The sequence below is a fragment of the Humisphaera borealis genome (assembly GCF_015169395.1).
Taxonomy (GTDB): Bacteria; Planctomycetota; Phycisphaerae; order Tepidisphaerales; family Tepidisphaeraceae; genus Humisphaera; species Humisphaera borealis.
On record NZ_CP063458.1, the window covers coordinates 794,118 to 810,506 of the forward strand.

Below are 16,389 nucleotides of genomic sequence, written 5' to 3' on the forward strand. Positions count from 1 at the left end.
CTGCCATCCGGCGGGGCCGACTGCCAGAATATCAGTCGAATCGGGGCAAATGGGGCTCGAAACCGCGTCTGCGCGTGCTCTAAGGCTGGCACCCGTTTTGCAATATTCCTTCCGAACGCCGACGTCGTTCTGGTGCGTCTCTATCATTGGAGCGTACCGGTCGATCGCACAGCAAAGGGGCACCGCAACGCAGGCTTACAGCATGCAATGCGGGGCGTTCGGAGGAACCCATCATGCGCCTCGAAAAACTGACCAATAAGGCTCGGGAAGCGGTAATCCGCGCACAGGAAACCGCCCAGCAGCGGAACCACGCGGAGATCCTTCCACTGCACGTGCTGCACGCCCTGGTCGAAGAGACCGACGGCGTCATGCAGCCCCTCCTGACACGGCTCGGCGCCAACGTCGACCGCATCCGCAAGATCGTCGTCGGCGAGCTCGACCGGCTTCCGTCGGCGACCGGAACGCAGCTCGGCATCAATCGCGCCACCAACGACGTCTTCACGCAGGCACAGAAGGAAGCTGACCAGCTAAAAGACCAATTCGTCTCGACCGAACACCTTCTACTGGCGCTGACGAAGGTACCCAGCGAGGCGAAGGAAATCCTGTCGGTCAATGCGATCGATACCAACGCGATTCTTGCCGCACTCAAGGAAGTCCGAGGCGGACAGAGCGTGACCGACGAAAACCCCGAGCAGAAGTACCAGGCCCTGGAGAAGTACGGCCGCGACCTGGTCGAGGCGGCACGTCAGGGCAAGCTCGACCCGGTCATCGGCCGTGACGAGGAAATCCGCCGAACCATGCAGGTGCTGAGTCGCCGCACCAAGAACAACCCGTGCCTGATCGGCGAGCCGGGCGTGGGCAAGACGGCGATTGTCGAAGGCCTCGCGATCCGCATCGTCGAAGGCGACGTGCCGGACGTGCTGAAGGACAAGAAGGTGGTCGCGCTCGACATGGGCGCGCTGATCGCGGGCGCGAAGTACCGCGGCGAGTTCGAGGACCGGCTCAAGGCCGTCATCAAGGAAGTGACGCAGTCGGCGGGGAAGGTGATCCTCTTCATCGACGAGCTGCATACCGTCGTCGGCGCGGGCAAGAGCGACGGTGCCATGGATGCCGGCAACCTGCTCAAGCCGGCGCTCGCCCGTGGCGAACTGCGGACCATCGGCGCGACGACGCTTGACGAGTACCGCAAGCACATCGAAAAGGACCCCGCGCTCGAACGCCGGTTCCAGCCGATCAAGGTCGGCGAGCCGAGCGTGGAAGACACGATTGCGATACTGCGCGGGCTTAAGCCGCGGTACGAGACGCATCACAAGGTGCGCATCACCGATGCGGCGCTGGTGGCGGCGGCGCAGCTCTCGGACCGGTACATCTCCGACCGCTTCCTTCCTGACAAGGCGATCGACCTGGTGGACGAAGCCAGTAGCCGGCTGGCGTTGGAGAATCAGAGCTTCCCAGAAGAGATCGATCGGCTCATCCGCCGTAAGGCGCAGTTGGAACTTGCGACCAAGCAGCTGGCGACCGAGAAGGAGGCCGACGCCGTCCGCCGGCGCGACGAGCTGGTCGCCGAGCTGACCGATGTCGAGAAGGACCTGTCCGATCTCAAGGGCCAGTGGGAGATGGAAAAGAGCGGGCTCGGCGATCTGAACTCCATGCGCGACGAGCTGGTGAAACGTCGCGAGGCCTACGAGCGGCAGTCGAAGCACATTCAGAACCAGTTCCGGCAGGGCGTTCGCGTGCCGGAGAAGGATCTGCTATCGCTCGCTGATGAAGAGAAGGCCCTCAAGCAGATGCAGCAGCGGATCGCGACGCTGGAGAAGTCCGGCGACCAACGGCCGACGCGGGCGAAGCTGCTCAAGGACCAGGTCGACGCCGAAGAGATCGCCGAGGTCGTCAGCCGCTGGACCGGCGTTCCGGTGACGAAAATGCTCGAAGGGGAGCGCGACAAGCTGCTGAAAATGGAAGACCGATTGGCCAAGCGGGTGATCGGCCAGGAGGACGCGGTGCGGGCGGTGTCAGACGCCGTCCGTCGTAACCGCGCCGGGCTCGGCGACCCGAACCGGCCGATCGGCAGCTTTCTGTTCCTCGGGCCGACGGGCGTCGGCAAGACCGAGTTGTGCAAGGCGCTGGCCGAGTTCCTATTCGATGACGAAAACGCGATGGTGCGGATCGACATGAGCGAGTTCATGGAGCAGCACTCTGTCGCCCGCATGATCGGAGCGCCGCCGGGATATGTAGGTTATGAAGAGGGCGGCCGCCTGACCGAAGCCGTCCGACGAAAGCCTTACAGCGTTGTGCTGTTCGACGAAGTCGAGAAAGCGCACCGCGACGTGTTCAATGTGCTGCTTCAGGTGCTCGACGACGGCCGACTGACCGATGGGCAGGGTCGGACGGTCGACTTCAAGAATGTCGTGATCGTCATGACCAGCAACATCGGCTCCGTGCAGATCATGGAACTGAGCGCCAAGAACGCGCCCGAATGGGAGATCGAGGCGGCGGTGAAGGATATGCTCAAGCAGTTCTTCCGGCCGGAGTTCCTCAACCGCGTGGACGAGACGATCGTGTTCCACCCGCTGGGCAAGGAACAGCTCACGAAGATTCTCGATGTGCAGTTGCTGAGCCTGCGGAAGCGGCTGCTGTCACGCCGGATCGGTGTGACGTTGAGCGACGCCGCGAAGAAGCTGCTCGCCGACGAAGGCTACGACCCGCAGTACGGCGCACGGCCGCTGAAGCGCGTTATCCAGCAGCGGATCGAAAACCCGCTGGCGTCACGCATCCTGCGCGGCGACTTCGCCGACGGCGACACGATCGCGATCGATGTCGACCCGGCCAAGCATGACTTCACGTTTGGCAAGGCGAAGGACGTATTGGAGGCAGAACTGGTAGGGTGAAGCAGCGAGGGACGATCACGAACCGATCTTCGCCGCCGGGTCGACTTGCGTCTCGCCTTCGTCGGCTTTGACCTTGCCGTTGACGCTGGCAGAACCGTCGATGTAGAGCCGGCCGCCGAGATTGATCGCGTCTTCGCCAATGGCACCACTGACGATGACCTTGGCGCCGTCTTTGACGATCAGTGAGCCGGTGATATTTCCGAACACATGCACCCGGCCGCCATGCAGAACGGTAAGGTCGCCGTAGATGGTGCCGCGGGAATAGAACTTCGACCCCTGGATCGCGGTGACGTTCCCGGCAATGGTTCCCCAGAGGGTAAATGACTGGTCGATGACCTGGTCGCCTACAAGCTGGCCGCGTTCTTCTCTCATGGTGCGCGTTCGATGAAGTAGATCTGCCGGGCGGGCCAGCCTACAAAGGTTGGCCCACGCCCGGCATGAACTACTACTAACGCAGATCGGCTCGTTTTGTTAGTGCCCTGAATGAGTGGGGTGTGGAAAGTATCGAGAACCAAGTGAAAAAGATGGGGCTTTATCGACTTGATGGCCCGCATGTCCCGGGCAACATCTCACGAAATAGGTCCCATATCCTGTCGGCTGGTGACTTCCACGTGGATGTCTGCCTCGCCAAGTGCGTATCGAAGCCCGCGACTGCTCTTGATCTGGACAATCGCCAGGACGAGGAGCGCGAGCACCGGCAGGCCGGCATAACGGCCCCAGTGCCAGACCTGGTCGGGCCAGATGGTGTCGGACTTGTAGCCGTGGTCCTTCTTCAACTCGGCATAGGTGTACAGGGCACCGGGCCACTTGAAGGCGGGCTGCTCTCCGATCGATGCGCTGGCACCGGCGACGGTGTAGTTGCCATCGGAGATGAACAGCGTCTGCCAGGGAATGAGCAGCACGACAAGCAGAACGCCCCAGATAAACGCGCTGGTCACGCTCGATACGCCGATCAGACGCCCGACCAGCATGATCGTCACCAGCAACAGCATGACGACCGTCAGGATGATGCTGAACGCCAGTCCGCCGAAGTTCAGCAGGGGGATGGCGTAGGGGACGATCTTCTCGAGATCGACCTTCGCCGCCGGCTGGGTAGCGGCAGCCGGGTCGGCCGTCGCAACGCCGACGATGTGGAACTTGGCCAGGCAGAAGAGCGCGACCTGCAGCACAATGATGAGGGTCAGCAACAGGAACAGAATGTTCTTGGCGCGACGCGCGGTCATCAATGCGTCGGCATAATCGGCCGCAACGGCCAGGGGAGTAGTTCCGCGAGTCATGATCGCTCCTTCGAGGTGTCGATGGTTCGTTGAACGGATGTGGTATCTGAAAGCGCCAGTTGCCGCAATAATGGAAAGAGCTCGGTGAACCGCAATTCGCCGTCATGATGAATCTTTAATGCTCGCCCGCCGAGGCGCTGCGGTCGTCGCGGTCTTGCCCGGTTGGTTTTCAGTGCGCTGCCCGGGTCTACGGTCTCCGCGTAGGATTCGCCGATGCTCGATCCCCTGTACTGCCGCCGCCGACAACGCCGACTGCTCGACATCCTCGTCGAACGAAAGTTGGAAGTCGCTGTCATCACGTCTCGCCCCCACGTCTACTGGCTGACCGGACATTCGCCCTTCTGGTTGCACGAGACGGCGGTGCTTCTTCGGGCAGACGGGCATCTGACGCTGATCTCGGCCAATTCAAAAGCCGATTGCGCCGCCGCCGACGAGGTGCGTTCTTACCCGGCAAATCGTTTCGCGACGCAACGCATGGACCAGCCGGCAGTGGTCGCCGACATCGTTCGCGATTCGACGAACGGATCAAAACGGATCGGCTACGACGCCGGTGTTCCCGGCTCGCAACTGGTCGGCCTGTACGGTAAGCATTCGACGGCCATCGATGATTCGATCCACCTGCTACGCCGTCGCAAAGAGCCTGACGAACTCGCGCTGATGCGAAAGGCGATCGACTGCACAAGAGCGATGCACGAGCGGGCGAGGCATATCATCGAACCCGGCGTGTCTGAGATCACCGTCTACACCGAGTTGCATACCGCCGCCGTTAGTGAAGCGGGCGAGCCACTGTCGCCAGCCTACCTTGGCAACGACTTCGTCTGCGGTTCAGGCGGAGGTGCGCCGCGGGCCAATCGCCCGGCCAAGGCCGGCGAGATCTACATCCTGGACATCGGCCCGGCCTACCGTGGCTACTTCGCCGACAACGCCCGTGCCTACGCCGTCGATCGCAAGCCGACGGACGTGCAACTGAAAACCTGGGAGGCGATCACCGGCGTCTTCCCGATCATCGAGCGTATGGCAAAGCCCGGAGTTCGCTGCCACGATCTATTTGATGCCGGTCGGGAACATCTGCGACAGAAGACGGGCAAGGTGCTTGACCACCACCTCGGTCACGGCGTGGGACTTTTCCCGCACGAGTACCCGCACATCAACCCCGAGTGGGACGATGTGTTGGAGACCGGCGATGTATTCACGATCGAGCCCGGCTTGTATGGGCCCGAGATCAATGGCGGGATTCGATTGGAGAACCAGTACCTAGTCACCGAGACGGGCGTCGAGAACCTGACGCCTTTCCCACTGGCTCTCGCGTGACGCCAACCGATCGCAGGCCGTGGGGTGTGTCGCGAATACCCCCGTTACTGACAGCATGCGTTGGACGCGGCGAGTCCGTCGAAGTTCATGCTTTCAATCCGCGGTACGCAATCTAGAATCGCGGGAATATGTCGGTCACCTACGAAACATTCGAGCGGTATCGGCAAAAGGGCATCGACGCCCGTCGCGCCGGGCAGTGGGATTCGGCCAGGATTTACCTCCTTGAAGCCGCACGGTCGATTCTTGACCTCTCCAAGACCGCCCAGGGCGAAGAGCTCAAACAAGCCCGCCGGGAGATGGCGCAGAAGCTGATGGACCTGGCCAAGGATTGCGAAAAAGCCAAGGCCGAGAACCGCCGGGTGACGCAGGTTGCCCGGCGCGGCGCACCCGGCAGCACGACCGGCGGGGCGTCCAAGGAATCGGGCGGCGGCGGTAACGGCGATGACGAAGAAAAGGACGCCAGCCAGTGGGTCGTAAAGGACAAACCCGACCTGAAGTTCGATGATGTCGCCGGCCTCGAGGCCGTCAAGCAGGACATCAAGCTCAAGATGATCTATCCGTTCGAGCACCCCGAACTGGCTCAGAAGTTCGGCATTCGCCCCGGTGGCGGCGTGCTGCTCTACGGCCCGCCCGGCACCGGCAAGACGATGCTCGCCAAGGCGACGGCGGGAGAGATCGATGCGACATTCTTCCTGATCTCCGCCGCCGACCTGCTGAGCAAATGGGTCGGCGAGGCCGAGCAGAACATCAAGAAGCTGTTCGAAGCCGCCGCCGGCGAGAAACGCAGCATCATCTTTATTGACGAAATCGAATCGCTCGTCCCCGCCCGCCGCGACGACGGCGGATCGAGCGTGATGCAACGCGTCGTCCCACAGATTCTGCAGGGCGTGGAAGGCTTCGACCGCAAGAGCGGTCGGGCCGTGCTACTAATGGGAGCGACCAACGTCCCCTGGCAGCTAGACCCCGCGATGATGCGGCCGGGCCGATTCGACGAGAAGGTCTACATCCCGCTGCCCGATCCGCCGGCTCGGCGCAAGTTGCTCGAGATTTACCTCGGCAAGCGCCCGCTCGACCCGGCGGTGACGTTCGATGCGCTGGTGGAAAAGGTCGAGGGCTACAGCGGTGCCGACATCAAGTACATCTGCGATCGCGCGGCGGTGATCCCATTCCTGTCCGCCGTCGCCACCGGAACGGACGGACTGATCACGATGGACATTATTGAGGACGTGATCAGGGAAGCGCCGAGGTCAGTAACGAAGGAGATGATCAAGCGGTTCGACGAGTGGGGACGGCAGCAGATTTCAGGGTGATGCGCGTGGAGTGCATGTGCATATCGATTTGCACGGGACTTTGGTGACCTTCTGAGCTCGCGCGTCGCAATCTTCCGCGGACTTAGCCAATGAGAGCGATACGACTCGCCGGGTCACAATCGCTATACTGTGTTCCGCAATGTCCGATCCCCTGCGTGACCAGCTTCAGCACACCTTCGGCCTCGACGATTTTCGGCCGGCGCAGCGCGAAGTGATTGAAGACATCATGGCCGGCAAGGACGTCCTGTGCGTCATGCCGACCGGGGCGGGGAAGAGTCTTTGCTACCAGTTTCCGGCGGCGATTGGTGGGGGGCTTACGCTCGTTGTTTCGCCGCTGATTTCGCTGATGTCGGACCAGGTCCGCCAGCTTCGTGACGAAGGAATTCCTGCCTGCCTGCTGAACAGCACTGTGTCGGGTGCCGTTCGACGCGAGATCTACGACGAAATCCGCAACGGCTTCGAAGGCCTGCTCTATGTCGCGCCCGAGCGATTCGTGATGGACGACTTCGTCGAGCTGATGCAGGCGGTGAAGCCGAAGATCTTCGCCGTCGACGAGGCCCATTGCGTCAGCATGTGGGGGCACGATTTCCGTCGGGAATACATGCGGCTTCGCGAGTTCCGCGAGAAACTTGGCGATCCTCCTTGCATCGCGCTAACGGCGACCGCGACGGAAGACGTCCGCGAAGAGATCATCACCAACCTCGGCCTGCGTGATCCGAGCGTGGTGGTCACGGGGTTCGATCGACCCAACCTCAGCTATCAATGCCGGCCGGCCAGGCCGTCGGTGAAGATCGGCGAGCTGTCCGATATCTTCCGAAAGGAACCGGGCAGCGGCATCGTCTACTGCTCGACACGGAAGAACGTCGACGAAGTCACGACCAAACTTTCGGAACAACTGAAGGACCGGTCGGTGTTCGCATACCACGCCGGCATGGATCAGGCGGCTAGGACGGCAAACCAGCAGCGGTTCATGAATACGCCGGGCGCGGTTGCCGTGGCGACTAATGCGTTCGGCATGGGCATCAACAAGCCCGACATCCGCCTGGTGGTCCACTACAACATTCCCGCCAATATCGAAGCCTACTACCAGGAAGCCGGCCGCGCCGGCCGTGACGGGCGGCCGGCACGGTGCATTATCCTCTTCAGCTACGCCGACCGGCACACGCAGGAGTTCTTGATCGACAAGACCGGCGAGGAGAACCCCGATGCCAACTTCGAGGCGCTCGAAACCCTCAAGCAGCACGCCCACGAAAAGCTCGAACGCCTGATCCGCTACTGCCAGCGGCAGGTGTGCCGGCGGCGGATGATCCTCGATTATTTCGGCGATGAATCACCGGTCACAGATTGTCGCTGCGACATCTGCCTGGGCCACGAACAACTCGCCGCGGCACACGCCGACACCGACGGCGAGATCGTGATTCCTGATGAGCTTGTGCTGCTGGTTCGAAAGATCCTCTCGGCGATCGCCCGCATGAACGGCAAGTTCGGCGTGGGGATGGTCGCCGAGGTGCTCAAAGGGGAAGAATCCGAGAAGCTGGCGCGGTGGGGTCTCCAGAACCTGTCGGTCTTCGGGCTGCTTCGCGAGCTGCCGACGAAGCGCATCATGGCGATGATCTACCGCGTCATCGATGTCGGGCTCGCCCAGCAGCGCAATCCGCCTGGCGTCGTCGGGCGGCCGGTGGTCGAACTCACGGGCCCCGGCGTTGCGGTGATGAAAGCACAGGAGCTGCCGCCGGTCTCGCTCGTCGATCTGTTGCCGCGCAAGGATGACTTCAGCAGCAAGGGGACCGGCACGGTCCGCAAAAAGCGGTATGAGGCACAGGCCTCAGAGATGAACGCCGACGCCCAGTCGCGGTTCGAGATGCTGCGTAAGCTGCGCGCCAGACTCGCCGTGGAGAAGCAGGTGCCGACGTACGTCATCTTTCACGACAGCGTGTTGCGGTCGATCGCTGAGGCCGATCCCAAGGACGAAGCGGGGCTATCAAAGATCAAGGGGATGGGCACGTTCAAGCTGCAGGAGTACGGACCGATGGTGCTCGAGGCTCTGCAGAGCCAATAGCCTTACGGCTTCAGCACCGCCTTGGCGATCTTCCCGGAATGCATAGTCTCGAACGCTTCGTGCCATTGTTCCAAGGGCCAGGTTCCGCCGATGATCGGGCGCACGTCGAGCTGGCCGGTGGACAGCAGCCGGACCACTCGTTCCCAGATGGGCCAGTTGTGACTGAAGCTGCCTTGCAGCGTGATGTTCTTCTGCACGAGTGGATCGAGCGAGAAGTTCAGCGGCTGCGGCCCCCAGCCGACCTTGCTAATCCAGCCGTTGGGCCGAACGATCTGCATCGACATCTTGAGCGTCGCCGACACGCCCGCGGCATCGACGACGCCATCGACACCCAAGCCGTCGATTTCCTTCGACCATTCTTCAAGTCCGCTGACGATCGGCGTACAGCCGTAGCCCTTTGCAATCTCGAGCCGCTCGCGGTCGCGCTCCAGGCCGACAACCGCGACTTCCGCGCCGCACAGCCGGGCCATCGCGCCGCACAACAACCCGATCGGCCCCGGGCCGAAGACGACGACGCGGTCGCCCGGCGTGATGCGGCCGTTCTTGACGACGGCGTTAAACGCCACGCAACAGGGCTCGGTGAGGGCCGCGATTTCCAACGGCAGATTCGCGGGGACGCGGTGCAGGATGCGACTCGGGACGCGGACGAACCTGGTCATCGCGCCGTTGACGCCATAGCCGAAACCCTTGCGGGTCGGGTCGAGGTTGTAGAGCCCCTGGCGGGTCAGCGGGCTGTTCGCGTCGATGACGGCGGCGGTCTCGGAGACGACGCGGTCGCCCTCTTTCCACCCCGTGACATTCGCGCCAACCCTGGCGATGACGCCGGCAAACTCATGACCCAGCACGACGGGATAGTTCACCTGCCAGGAATGATCGTTCGTCCATTGGTGCAGGTCCGACCCGCACACGCCGACCGCCGACACCGATAGCAGCACATCGTCCGGGCCAATCTCCGGCGTTGGTAACTCGCGCAGCTCGACGGAATGTTTCTCGGCCGAAAAGTTGACAACGGCGGGGTGGGTCATGGCTCGTCTTGCTCCTGTGGGATCAAAGGTACCTTGCGGACAGTTCGCCGTCGATTCGAGGTGGCAAATCGGCTTCGCGCTCGATGCCAGATCGAAGAGAATGAGGCCTATGCCCGATCTTCGGCCGGGAAAACCAATCGTCAGCCCGATCGGAGGTCGGCCCCCGGACCTGGAGGCTCATCGCGACGGGAACGTAATCTGGTTTCGTTATCGTTGGCGTCGATTTGATCACGTGGTACTGATCGCTGCCTCGGCAGCATCGTGCGTCATGGCGCTGCTCGTTACGCTGCCTGGCCCAACGGAACTGGTTCTTCCGATTCGTCTGATGTTTGTTCTCATTGGCATCGGCGGTGCCTACACAGGCGTGTGCGGCTTGCGAAACAGAACGCTCGTCGCCTCCGACGACGCCGTCCTTAAAGTCAGTCATGGGCCACTGCCATTGTTCCGCAATGCGCTACTGCATCGCCACGACGTACTTCAGCTATTCATTCGGAACCGCTGGCCGGGCAGCGGCGGGGCGAGTCTTTACGCCCTGCTTGAAGACGGCCGACAAGTCCGGCTACTTGTGTGCAGTCCCGATACCGCGATCTGGCTTGAACGGCAGTTGGAAGAGCATTGGGGCGTGGTTCACCGCGAGGTGATCTGTCCCTCGTGTGGCTACGATCTCCGCATGACGCTACGTGTCTGCCCGGAGTGCGGACGCCCACTGACGGAGAACAAACACATTCGCCGTCGCTGGCGGGACTGGATGCGATCCCGTTCGCCGAAGCGGTGACATCTGTCCGCATCAGTCGGTCAGTACAGTAGCGCCCTTCGGCAGGTCGAAGCAGATCGCCCAAGTGTCTTTCCGTCCTTGCGCTACGCCGGGCTTGAGGGCGTCGCCTGTCGTCTTTCGAGCCAGCGGAATGGGCATCCCTGCGTGCGACAAAGCCGGAAAGTTGCCCGACGCGGCAATCTCCAGCGTAAAGCTCGGGCAGGCGAATGGCGCCGTCAAGACAATCTCCCTGCCGCGTTTCTCGATCTTCGTCAGTTCTTTTGCGGATTGGTATCTCGCCATCTCGCTGGTCTTCATCCAGATGGTCCTGTCCCGGTACTTGCCGTTGATCGTTGTGATGACCTTCTTACAGGCTTCCAGTCCAGTCTTCTTGCCGTGCGAGTAGAGACCCGCCCAGTGGCAGAACATGACGGCGGGGTCGCCACGTTCGATCAGTTCGACCATCCGGCCGGCGGTGCCGTCTTCGTTGACGTACTTGTGCCCCTCGGGCGGGCGGTCGCCGTCCCAGCCGCCGAACCAGTCGCCGGTGCCGGCCGGGACGTTTGCGATCAGCTTGATGCGGTCCGTGCCGACACCTTCAACATGCTCCAGGCGGGGTGCGGTGCTCTCCGTGCCTTCGGCGATGTACTTGAAGTAGTGCGGAATCTCTGGTGCGAAGACGTCGCTGATCGCCTGCCGCGCCCCCAGCGAGAGTTCGCTCTTGCTCTTGTTCCCGAACCCGCCGGGCGTGGTCATCGCTTCGCAGGGGATCTCGGCGTTCTTCAGAATCTGCAATGCATACGCGATGTACGCCGCCATCTCATCGACGCTCTTTTTCTCCGGTGGCCAGGCGTTTTCCATCGTGTTCTGGCCGGCCGGCTCGATCGGCCGACCGGTTTTGAGATCGATCATCCGAGTGTGGGTCACCATCTCCGGCGTGATGTCCCAACTGGGCACCATCAGGTCACGAACCAGTTGCAGGCTCTCCTTAAGGTGCTTCTTCGACCAGCCGGGCAGTTCGCGGTCCAGCCAGCCAACACATGCAGGCATGGGCACCAGGCTGTATTTGCCGCGAACACCTTGCTCGGTGCAGAACTCGCCGAACTCGCGGACAAAACTGTCGGGGATTTCGCGCGGCCAGTCCTGCCACTTCCGCCAGTAGATCGGATTCTGCGGCCAGGCCGAGTTGAACTGGGGCATGCAGTACGCCCCCATGTTCACCAGGCAGGTGGAGTCGTCGATGATGAAGGACAGCGGTACGCGGTCGCGAGGATGCAGTACCTTGACCGACGGATCCTGCGGCGGTCGGTTTCCGAGTGGCACCTCGTCACCCGAAGGCACATACGCAAACGCGGACCGCGTGCCCAGTGACCCTGCGGCAACTGCAAGGCCAGCCTGGAGCAGTTGACGACGTGAGATAGATCGCATCGCAGGCCTCCGCGGGAATGCCGTAGTGGATATGGCTCGTCCCTCGCTACGCCGACAACCAGCGGACGTTGCGAGCAACCAGGATCACGGTACTGGTATTCGAACATTCCCGAGGAAATGCCGCGGCATTTCTGGCACACTAGTTGCCATGTCGCTTCTACGACTCGTGCCGCTGTTAGTCCTGCTTCAAGCCGCTGCCGCGGTCGCCGCGCCGCTGGAGTTCAACCGTGACATCCGTCCGATTCTCTCCGAGAACTGCTTTTTCTGTCACGGCCAGGACCCCAAAAATCGCAAGGCCGATCTCAGGTTGGACCTCCGCGAAGCCGCGGTCGCCGACCTTGGCGGTCACGCGGCGATCGTTCCGGGCAAGCCCGACGCCAGCGACATCATCAAGCGGCTGATCTCGCACGACCCGGAAGAGCAGATGCCGCCGGCCAAATCGAACCGGCGTGTCTCGGCGGAGCAGATCGACACGCTCAGGCGATGGATCGCCGAAGGCGCCGCCTACCAGAAGCACTGGGCGTTCATCACGCCAAGGAAGCCCGAACTGCCGGTGGTGAAAGACGCCCAATGGCCTCGCCGGCCCCTGGACCGATTCGTGCTCGCCAGGCTCGAGACGGAAGGTCTGCGACCGACGCCGGAGACGAAACCTGAAATCTGGCTGCGCCGTGCCAGTTTCGATCTCACCGGTTTGCCGCCCGAACCAACCGCGATCGACGCGTTTCTTCAGGATGTCACAGCACGTGGCGAAACCGCCTACGAAGCCGCGGTCGATCGTATGCTCGCGTCCGAAGCCTTCGGGGAACGCCAGGCGATTGAATGGCTCGATATCGCCCGATACGCCGACACCCACGGCTTCAATAACGACTCGGCCCGCTCCATGTGGCGATGGCGCGACTGGGTTATCGACAGCTTCAACAGCAACAAACCCTACGACCAGTTCATCACCGAACAGCTCGCCGGCGACCTGCTGCCCAGCGCCACGCTCGATCAGCGCCTCGCGACCGGTTTCGGCCGGAACCACGTCATCAACAGCGAAGGCGGCATTATCGATGAGGAGTATCGCGTCGAGTACGTCGCCGACCGCGTCCGCACGACCAGCCTCGCGTGGCTCGGGCTGACGTTCGAGTGCGCCCGCTGCCACGATCACAAGTTCGATCCGATCACCCAGAAAGCGTTCTACGAATTCTACGCGTTCTTCAACGACGTCGCCGAGTTCGGCGAAGACGGACGGGTGGCGAACGCCGTGCCGCTGATGGCTGCGCCGACGAAAGAGCAGCAGGCGAAGATCGTTCAGCAGAAGGAGATGCTTACCAGGCTTCAGCAAGCGGAGAACGTCATCGCGATCGCGTTGCAGGAACGCTCTGGCGAAATCGACGTGAAGGCGATCGGCAAGTCGGCAGCCGAGGCAGAGACCAGGGTTTCGTCAAAGCCCACTCTCGAACTGAGCGCCGACACGGCCGACGCGAAGGCGAACGCCTGGAGTTTTGCGAAGGAGCGAAAGCCCAGTCTCGTCGACGGTATTCGCGGCAAGGCGTGGCTTGCCGATGGGAAAGGTGCGGTCGGCAGCATCGACGCCAAGGCGATCGACATCAACAATCCCAAGGGTTTCACGCTGTCCATGTGGGTCAAGCCGTCGAAGGATGCGCCAGCGGATGCACCAATCCTGTCGAACCAGGACCGATCCGGCTCGCCTGCCGACGCGCAGTATGGGAAGGGCGCGGAGGTCCGCATTGTCAGATGCCAGATTGAGTTTCGTGCCAGCGCACGATGGCCGGTATACGCCATGCAGGTACGTAGCGAGGGCACGGCGATTGAACCCGATCAGTGGCATCACGTGGTCGTGCAGCTCTTGCCGGCTGACCCGGCGACACAGGCTTACATGCCGGCTGAGCGTGTGCGCATGTTCATTGACGGTAGCGAACGGTCGACGCGAATCCTCCACGACGGCATGAACGGCGCGGTCGTCTCGAGACCGTGGCTCATCGCAGCCGACACCGGACACGACGCCACCGCATGGCGCGGCGCGATTGACGACATAAGGGCCTACGGATCGGCGATTTCAAGCGAGGAGATCCGGTCGATGTTCGCGGCGTCGGCCTGGCCGTATGCAATCTCCCAATATGAGCAGCGGAGCCGAACGAGCAGAACGGAAGATGAATCGCCGCACTACCAGAACTGGTCGGGCGATGCGAACCTGATCAGTCGCAGTTCCGACTTCGCGGCGGCGAGAGCCGCGTTCAATCACGCGCGGGAAGAGCAACTCGCCACCGTTCGTTCCGCCCCGTCGGTCATGGTGATGGCCGATATTGCTGTCCCGCGACAAGCATCAGTACTAAAGCGCGGCATGTACGATGCCCCCGGCGATCCGGTCTCTCCGGGCGTGCCCGAATCGTTGTTGGTCGGCTGGCCGGAGGGTGCCTCCCGCGACCGCCTGGGCCTTGCCAAATGGTTCACGCGGCCCGATCACCCGCTTACGTCGCGCGTTGTCATCAATCGCTGGTGGGCTCAGCTCTTCGGTACCGGAATCGTCAAGACCGTCGAGGATTTCGGCTTCCAGTCCGAATGGCCGAGCCATCCGGAACTGCTCGATTTCCTCGCCCGCGACTTCGTCGACGGCGGATGGAACACCAAATCATTCCTGAAATCCCTCGTGCTGTCGGCGACCTACCGACAGACTTCCGATGTCACCCGCGCACTCGTCGAGCGCGACCCCGAAAACCGCTTGCTGGCCCGTGGGCCGCGCTTCCGGTTGCCGGCGGAACTTCTCCGCGACCAGGCGCTGGCCGTCTCCGGATTGCTGCGGCCTCGCGTCGGCGGGCCGAGTGTTTTTCCCTATCAGCCGGCGTCGCTCTACGTAGGTATTGTGGTGGGCGCGAACTATCCCGGCACCACCTGGCAGCAGAGCACCGGCGACGACCTCTATCGCCGCAGCATGTACACGTTCTGGAAACGCACCGTCCCGCATCCGACCATGACGACGTTCGACGCGCCGGACCGCGAGTTCTGTTCGGCCCGGCGGTCCCGCACGAATACGCCGTTGCAGGCGCTGACGCTGCTCAACGAGCCGGCGTTCGTCGAGGCGTCATGTCACCTGGCCGGCCGGATGCTCGCCGAAGGGGGCACGTCCGATGTCGAACGGGCGGCGTTTGGCTTCCGGCTGGCGACGGCCCGCAAGCCGACCGACGCCGAGCTGGGCGTTCTTACGAGAAGATGGGAGCAGTTCCGAAAGGAGTTTGTGACCGATCCGTCCGCGGCGACGGCTCTACTGAAGATTGGCGTCAAACCGGTCGTGTCGTCGGCGACGCCCGGCGAACTGGCGGCGGCGACGATGGTCGCCAGTATCATTCTGAATCTGGACGAGGCATTGACGAAGAATTGAACGACTGGAAGTTCGCGATGCACCCGGCAACGTGGCAAAAAAGAGAGTGGCGCGGGCAGGAGCCTCGCGCCACTCTCTCTTGTCTGCGGTCGGACAGCGAACGATCAGCTGAATTCGCCGCGGATGTACTGCTGGGTTTCGGGGGCCGAGGGGTCGCGGAAGATCTTGACCGTGTCATCAAACTCGACGAGGTATCCGGTGCGTCCACCCTTGGTGGTGTCGACGAACATGAAACCGGTCTTGTCGGCGACGCGGGCGGCCTGCTGCAGGTTGTGCGTTACGATCGCAATCGTGTACTTCTGCTTCAGTTCGATCATCAGTTCTTCCACCCGGCGGGTAGCGATGGGGTCGAGTGCCGAGCAGGGTTCGTCCATCAGCAGCACTTCGGGTTCGGTCGCGATGGCGCGGGCAATACAAAGCCGCTGCTGCTGCCCGCCCGAAAGGGACAGGCCGCTTGCCTTGAGCTTGTCCTTCACTTCATCCCAGAGGGCGGCGCCGCGGAGCGACTTTTCCACCTGGGCATGGAGGTCGCCCTTGAAGCGGTTGAGCTTGAGGCCGAACGCCACGTTGTTGAAAATGCTCATGTGGAACGGGTTGGGCTGCTGGAAGACCATCCCGATGTATCGGCGGACGTTCACCGGATCGACCTTTTTGTCGTACATGTCCTGGCCGCGGTAGTGGACATGGCCTTCGAAGCGGAACCCCTGAATCAGGTCGTTCATGCGGTTAATGCACCGCAGCGCGGTGCTCTTGCCGCAGCCCGAGGGCCCGATGAACGCCGTGATGGTATTGCGCTCGATCGGGATATGCGTGTCACGTACGGCCTTGAAGTTGCCGTAGTAGAGCTCCTTGATGTGGCAATCGATCACGACCTCGCGCTTCGGCTGCGGGGCGTGCACCGGCTCGGAGAGCTTCTTGAGGATGTCCGCGACTTTGGGTTCGCTACTCATGAGTT

Annotated in this window: 11 protein-coding genes; 6 read left to right on the top strand and 5 right to left on the bottom strand. The window is 62.3% G+C overall.

Features of this window, described 5'->3' with window-relative positions:
• The first annotated feature begins 233 nt into the window (after positions 1-233).
• Positions 234-2,888, top strand: a complete 2,655-nt coding sequence (clpB, locus tag IPV69_RS03015; RefSeq protein WP_206293435.1) for an ATP-dependent chaperone ClpB — start codon at positions 234-236, stop codon at positions 2,886-2,888.
• A gap of 15 nt (positions 2,889-2,903) precedes the next feature.
• Here the strand turns inward: clpB and IPV69_RS03020 are convergent, their stop codons facing one another.
• Positions 2,904-3,260: a hypothetical protein gene (locus tag IPV69_RS03020; protein WP_206293436.1), complete on the bottom strand. Its 357-nt coding sequence runs from the start codon at positions 3,258-3,260 to the stop codon at positions 2,904-2,906.
• 197 nt (positions 3,261-3,457) lie between these two features.
• Positions 3,458-4,165 carry a hypothetical protein gene (locus IPV69_RS03025; protein ID WP_206293437.1) on the bottom strand — a complete coding sequence of 236 codons (708 nt, stop codon included), beginning with the start codon at positions 4,163-4,165 and terminating at the stop codon, positions 3,458-3,460.
• Between the two features lie 213 nt (positions 4,166-4,378).
• On the opposite strand from IPV69_RS03025, the gene IPV69_RS03030 reads away from it, so the two are divergent.
• The 3 genes from IPV69_RS03030 to IPV69_RS03040 all read left to right on the top strand — a co-directional run bounded on the left by IPV69_RS03030 (position 4,379) and on the right by IPV69_RS03040 (position 8,845).
• Positions 4,379-5,476, top strand: a complete 1,098-nt coding sequence (locus tag IPV69_RS03030; protein WP_206293438.1) for a M24 family metallopeptidase — start codon at positions 4,379-4,381, stop codon at positions 5,474-5,476.
• A gap of 128 nt (positions 5,477-5,604) precedes the next feature.
• Positions 5,605-6,786 (top strand): ATP-binding protein, encoded by a 1,182-nt coding sequence (locus IPV69_RS03035; protein ID WP_206293439.1) that lies wholly within the window; start codon positions 5,605-5,607, stop codon positions 6,784-6,786.
• Between the two features lie 139 nt (positions 6,787-6,925).
• Positions 6,926-8,845 carry a RecQ family ATP-dependent DNA helicase gene (locus IPV69_RS03040; RefSeq protein ID WP_206293440.1) on the top strand — a complete coding sequence of 640 codons (1,920 nt, stop codon included), beginning with the start codon at positions 6,926-6,928 and terminating at the stop codon, positions 8,843-8,845.
• A 2-nt stretch (positions 8,846-8,847) separates the two neighbouring features.
• On the opposite strand, the gene IPV69_RS03045 is transcribed toward IPV69_RS03040, so the two are convergent.
• Positions 8,848-9,870 carry a zinc-binding dehydrogenase gene (locus IPV69_RS03045; RefSeq protein WP_206293441.1) on the bottom strand — a complete coding sequence of 341 codons (1,023 nt, stop codon included), beginning with the start codon at positions 9,868-9,870 and terminating at the stop codon, positions 8,848-8,850.
• 325 nt (positions 9,871-10,195) lie between these two features.
• On the opposite strand from IPV69_RS03045, the gene IPV69_RS03050 reads away from it, so the two are divergent.
• Positions 10,196-10,645, top strand: coding sequence for a hypothetical protein (locus IPV69_RS03050; RefSeq protein WP_206293442.1), 450 nt, complete (start codon positions 10,196-10,198; stop codon positions 10,643-10,645).
• A 12-nt stretch (positions 10,646-10,657) separates the two neighbouring features.
• Here IPV69_RS03050 and IPV69_RS03055 read toward each other — a convergent pair whose 3' ends face one another.
• The gene (locus tag IPV69_RS03055) at positions 10,658-12,052 is read right to left on the bottom strand and encodes a hypothetical protein (protein ID WP_206293443.1); all 1,395 of its coding nucleotides are present in this window, start codon (positions 12,050-12,052) and stop codon (positions 10,658-10,660) included.
• 148 nt (positions 12,053-12,200) lie between these two features.
• Between IPV69_RS03055 and IPV69_RS03060 the strand changes: the two genes are divergently transcribed.
• Positions 12,201-15,434 (top strand): DUF1553 domain-containing protein, encoded by a 3,234-nt coding sequence (locus tag IPV69_RS03060; RefSeq protein ID WP_206293444.1) that lies wholly within the window; start codon positions 12,201-12,203, stop codon positions 15,432-15,434.
• A 104-nt stretch (positions 15,435-15,538) separates the two neighbouring features.
• On the opposite strand, the gene pstB is transcribed toward IPV69_RS03060, so the two are convergent.
• Positions 15,539-16,384: a phosphate ABC transporter ATP-binding protein PstB gene (pstB, locus tag IPV69_RS03065; protein WP_206293445.1), complete on the bottom strand. Its 846-nt coding sequence runs from the start codon at positions 16,382-16,384 to the stop codon at positions 15,539-15,541.
• Between the last annotated feature and the right edge of the window lie 5 nt (positions 16,385-16,389).

Coding starts and splice junctions, on each gene's coding strand:
- IPV69_RS03025 (WP_206293437.1), bottom strand. CDS start 4,165: ATGACTCGCGGAACTACTCCCCTGGCCGTTGCGGCCGATTATGCCGAC.
- pstB (WP_206293445.1), bottom strand. CDS start 16,384: ATGAGTAGCGAACCCAAAGTCGCGGACATCCTCAAGAAGCTCTCCGAG.
- IPV69_RS03030 (WP_206293438.1), top strand. CDS start 4,379: ATGCTCGATCCCCTGTACTGCCGCCGCCGACAACGCCGACTGCTCGAC.
- IPV69_RS03040 (WP_206293440.1), top strand. CDS start 6,926: ATGTCCGATCCCCTGCGTGACCAGCTTCAGCACACCTTCGGCCTCGAC.
- IPV69_RS03045 (WP_206293441.1), bottom strand. CDS start 9,870: ATGACCCACCCCGCCGTTGTCAACTTTTCGGCCGAGAAACATTCCGTC.
- IPV69_RS03060 (WP_206293444.1), top strand. CDS start 12,201: ATGTCGCTTCTACGACTCGTGCCGCTGTTAGTCCTGCTTCAAGCCGCT.
- IPV69_RS03035 (WP_206293439.1), top strand. CDS start 5,605: ATGTCGGTCACCTACGAAACATTCGAGCGGTATCGGCAAAAGGGCATC.
- clpB (WP_206293435.1), top strand. CDS start 234: ATGCGCCTCGAAAAACTGACCAATAAGGCTCGGGAAGCGGTAATCCGC.
- IPV69_RS03020 (WP_206293436.1), bottom strand. CDS start 3,260: ATGAGAGAAGAACGCGGCCAGCTTGTAGGCGACCAGGTCATCGACCAG.
- IPV69_RS03055 (WP_206293443.1), bottom strand. CDS start 12,052: ATGCGATCTATCTCACGTCGTCAACTGCTCCAGGCTGGCCTTGCAGTT.
- IPV69_RS03050 (WP_206293442.1), top strand. CDS start 10,196: ATGTTTGTTCTCATTGGCATCGGCGGTGCCTACACAGGCGTGTGCGGC.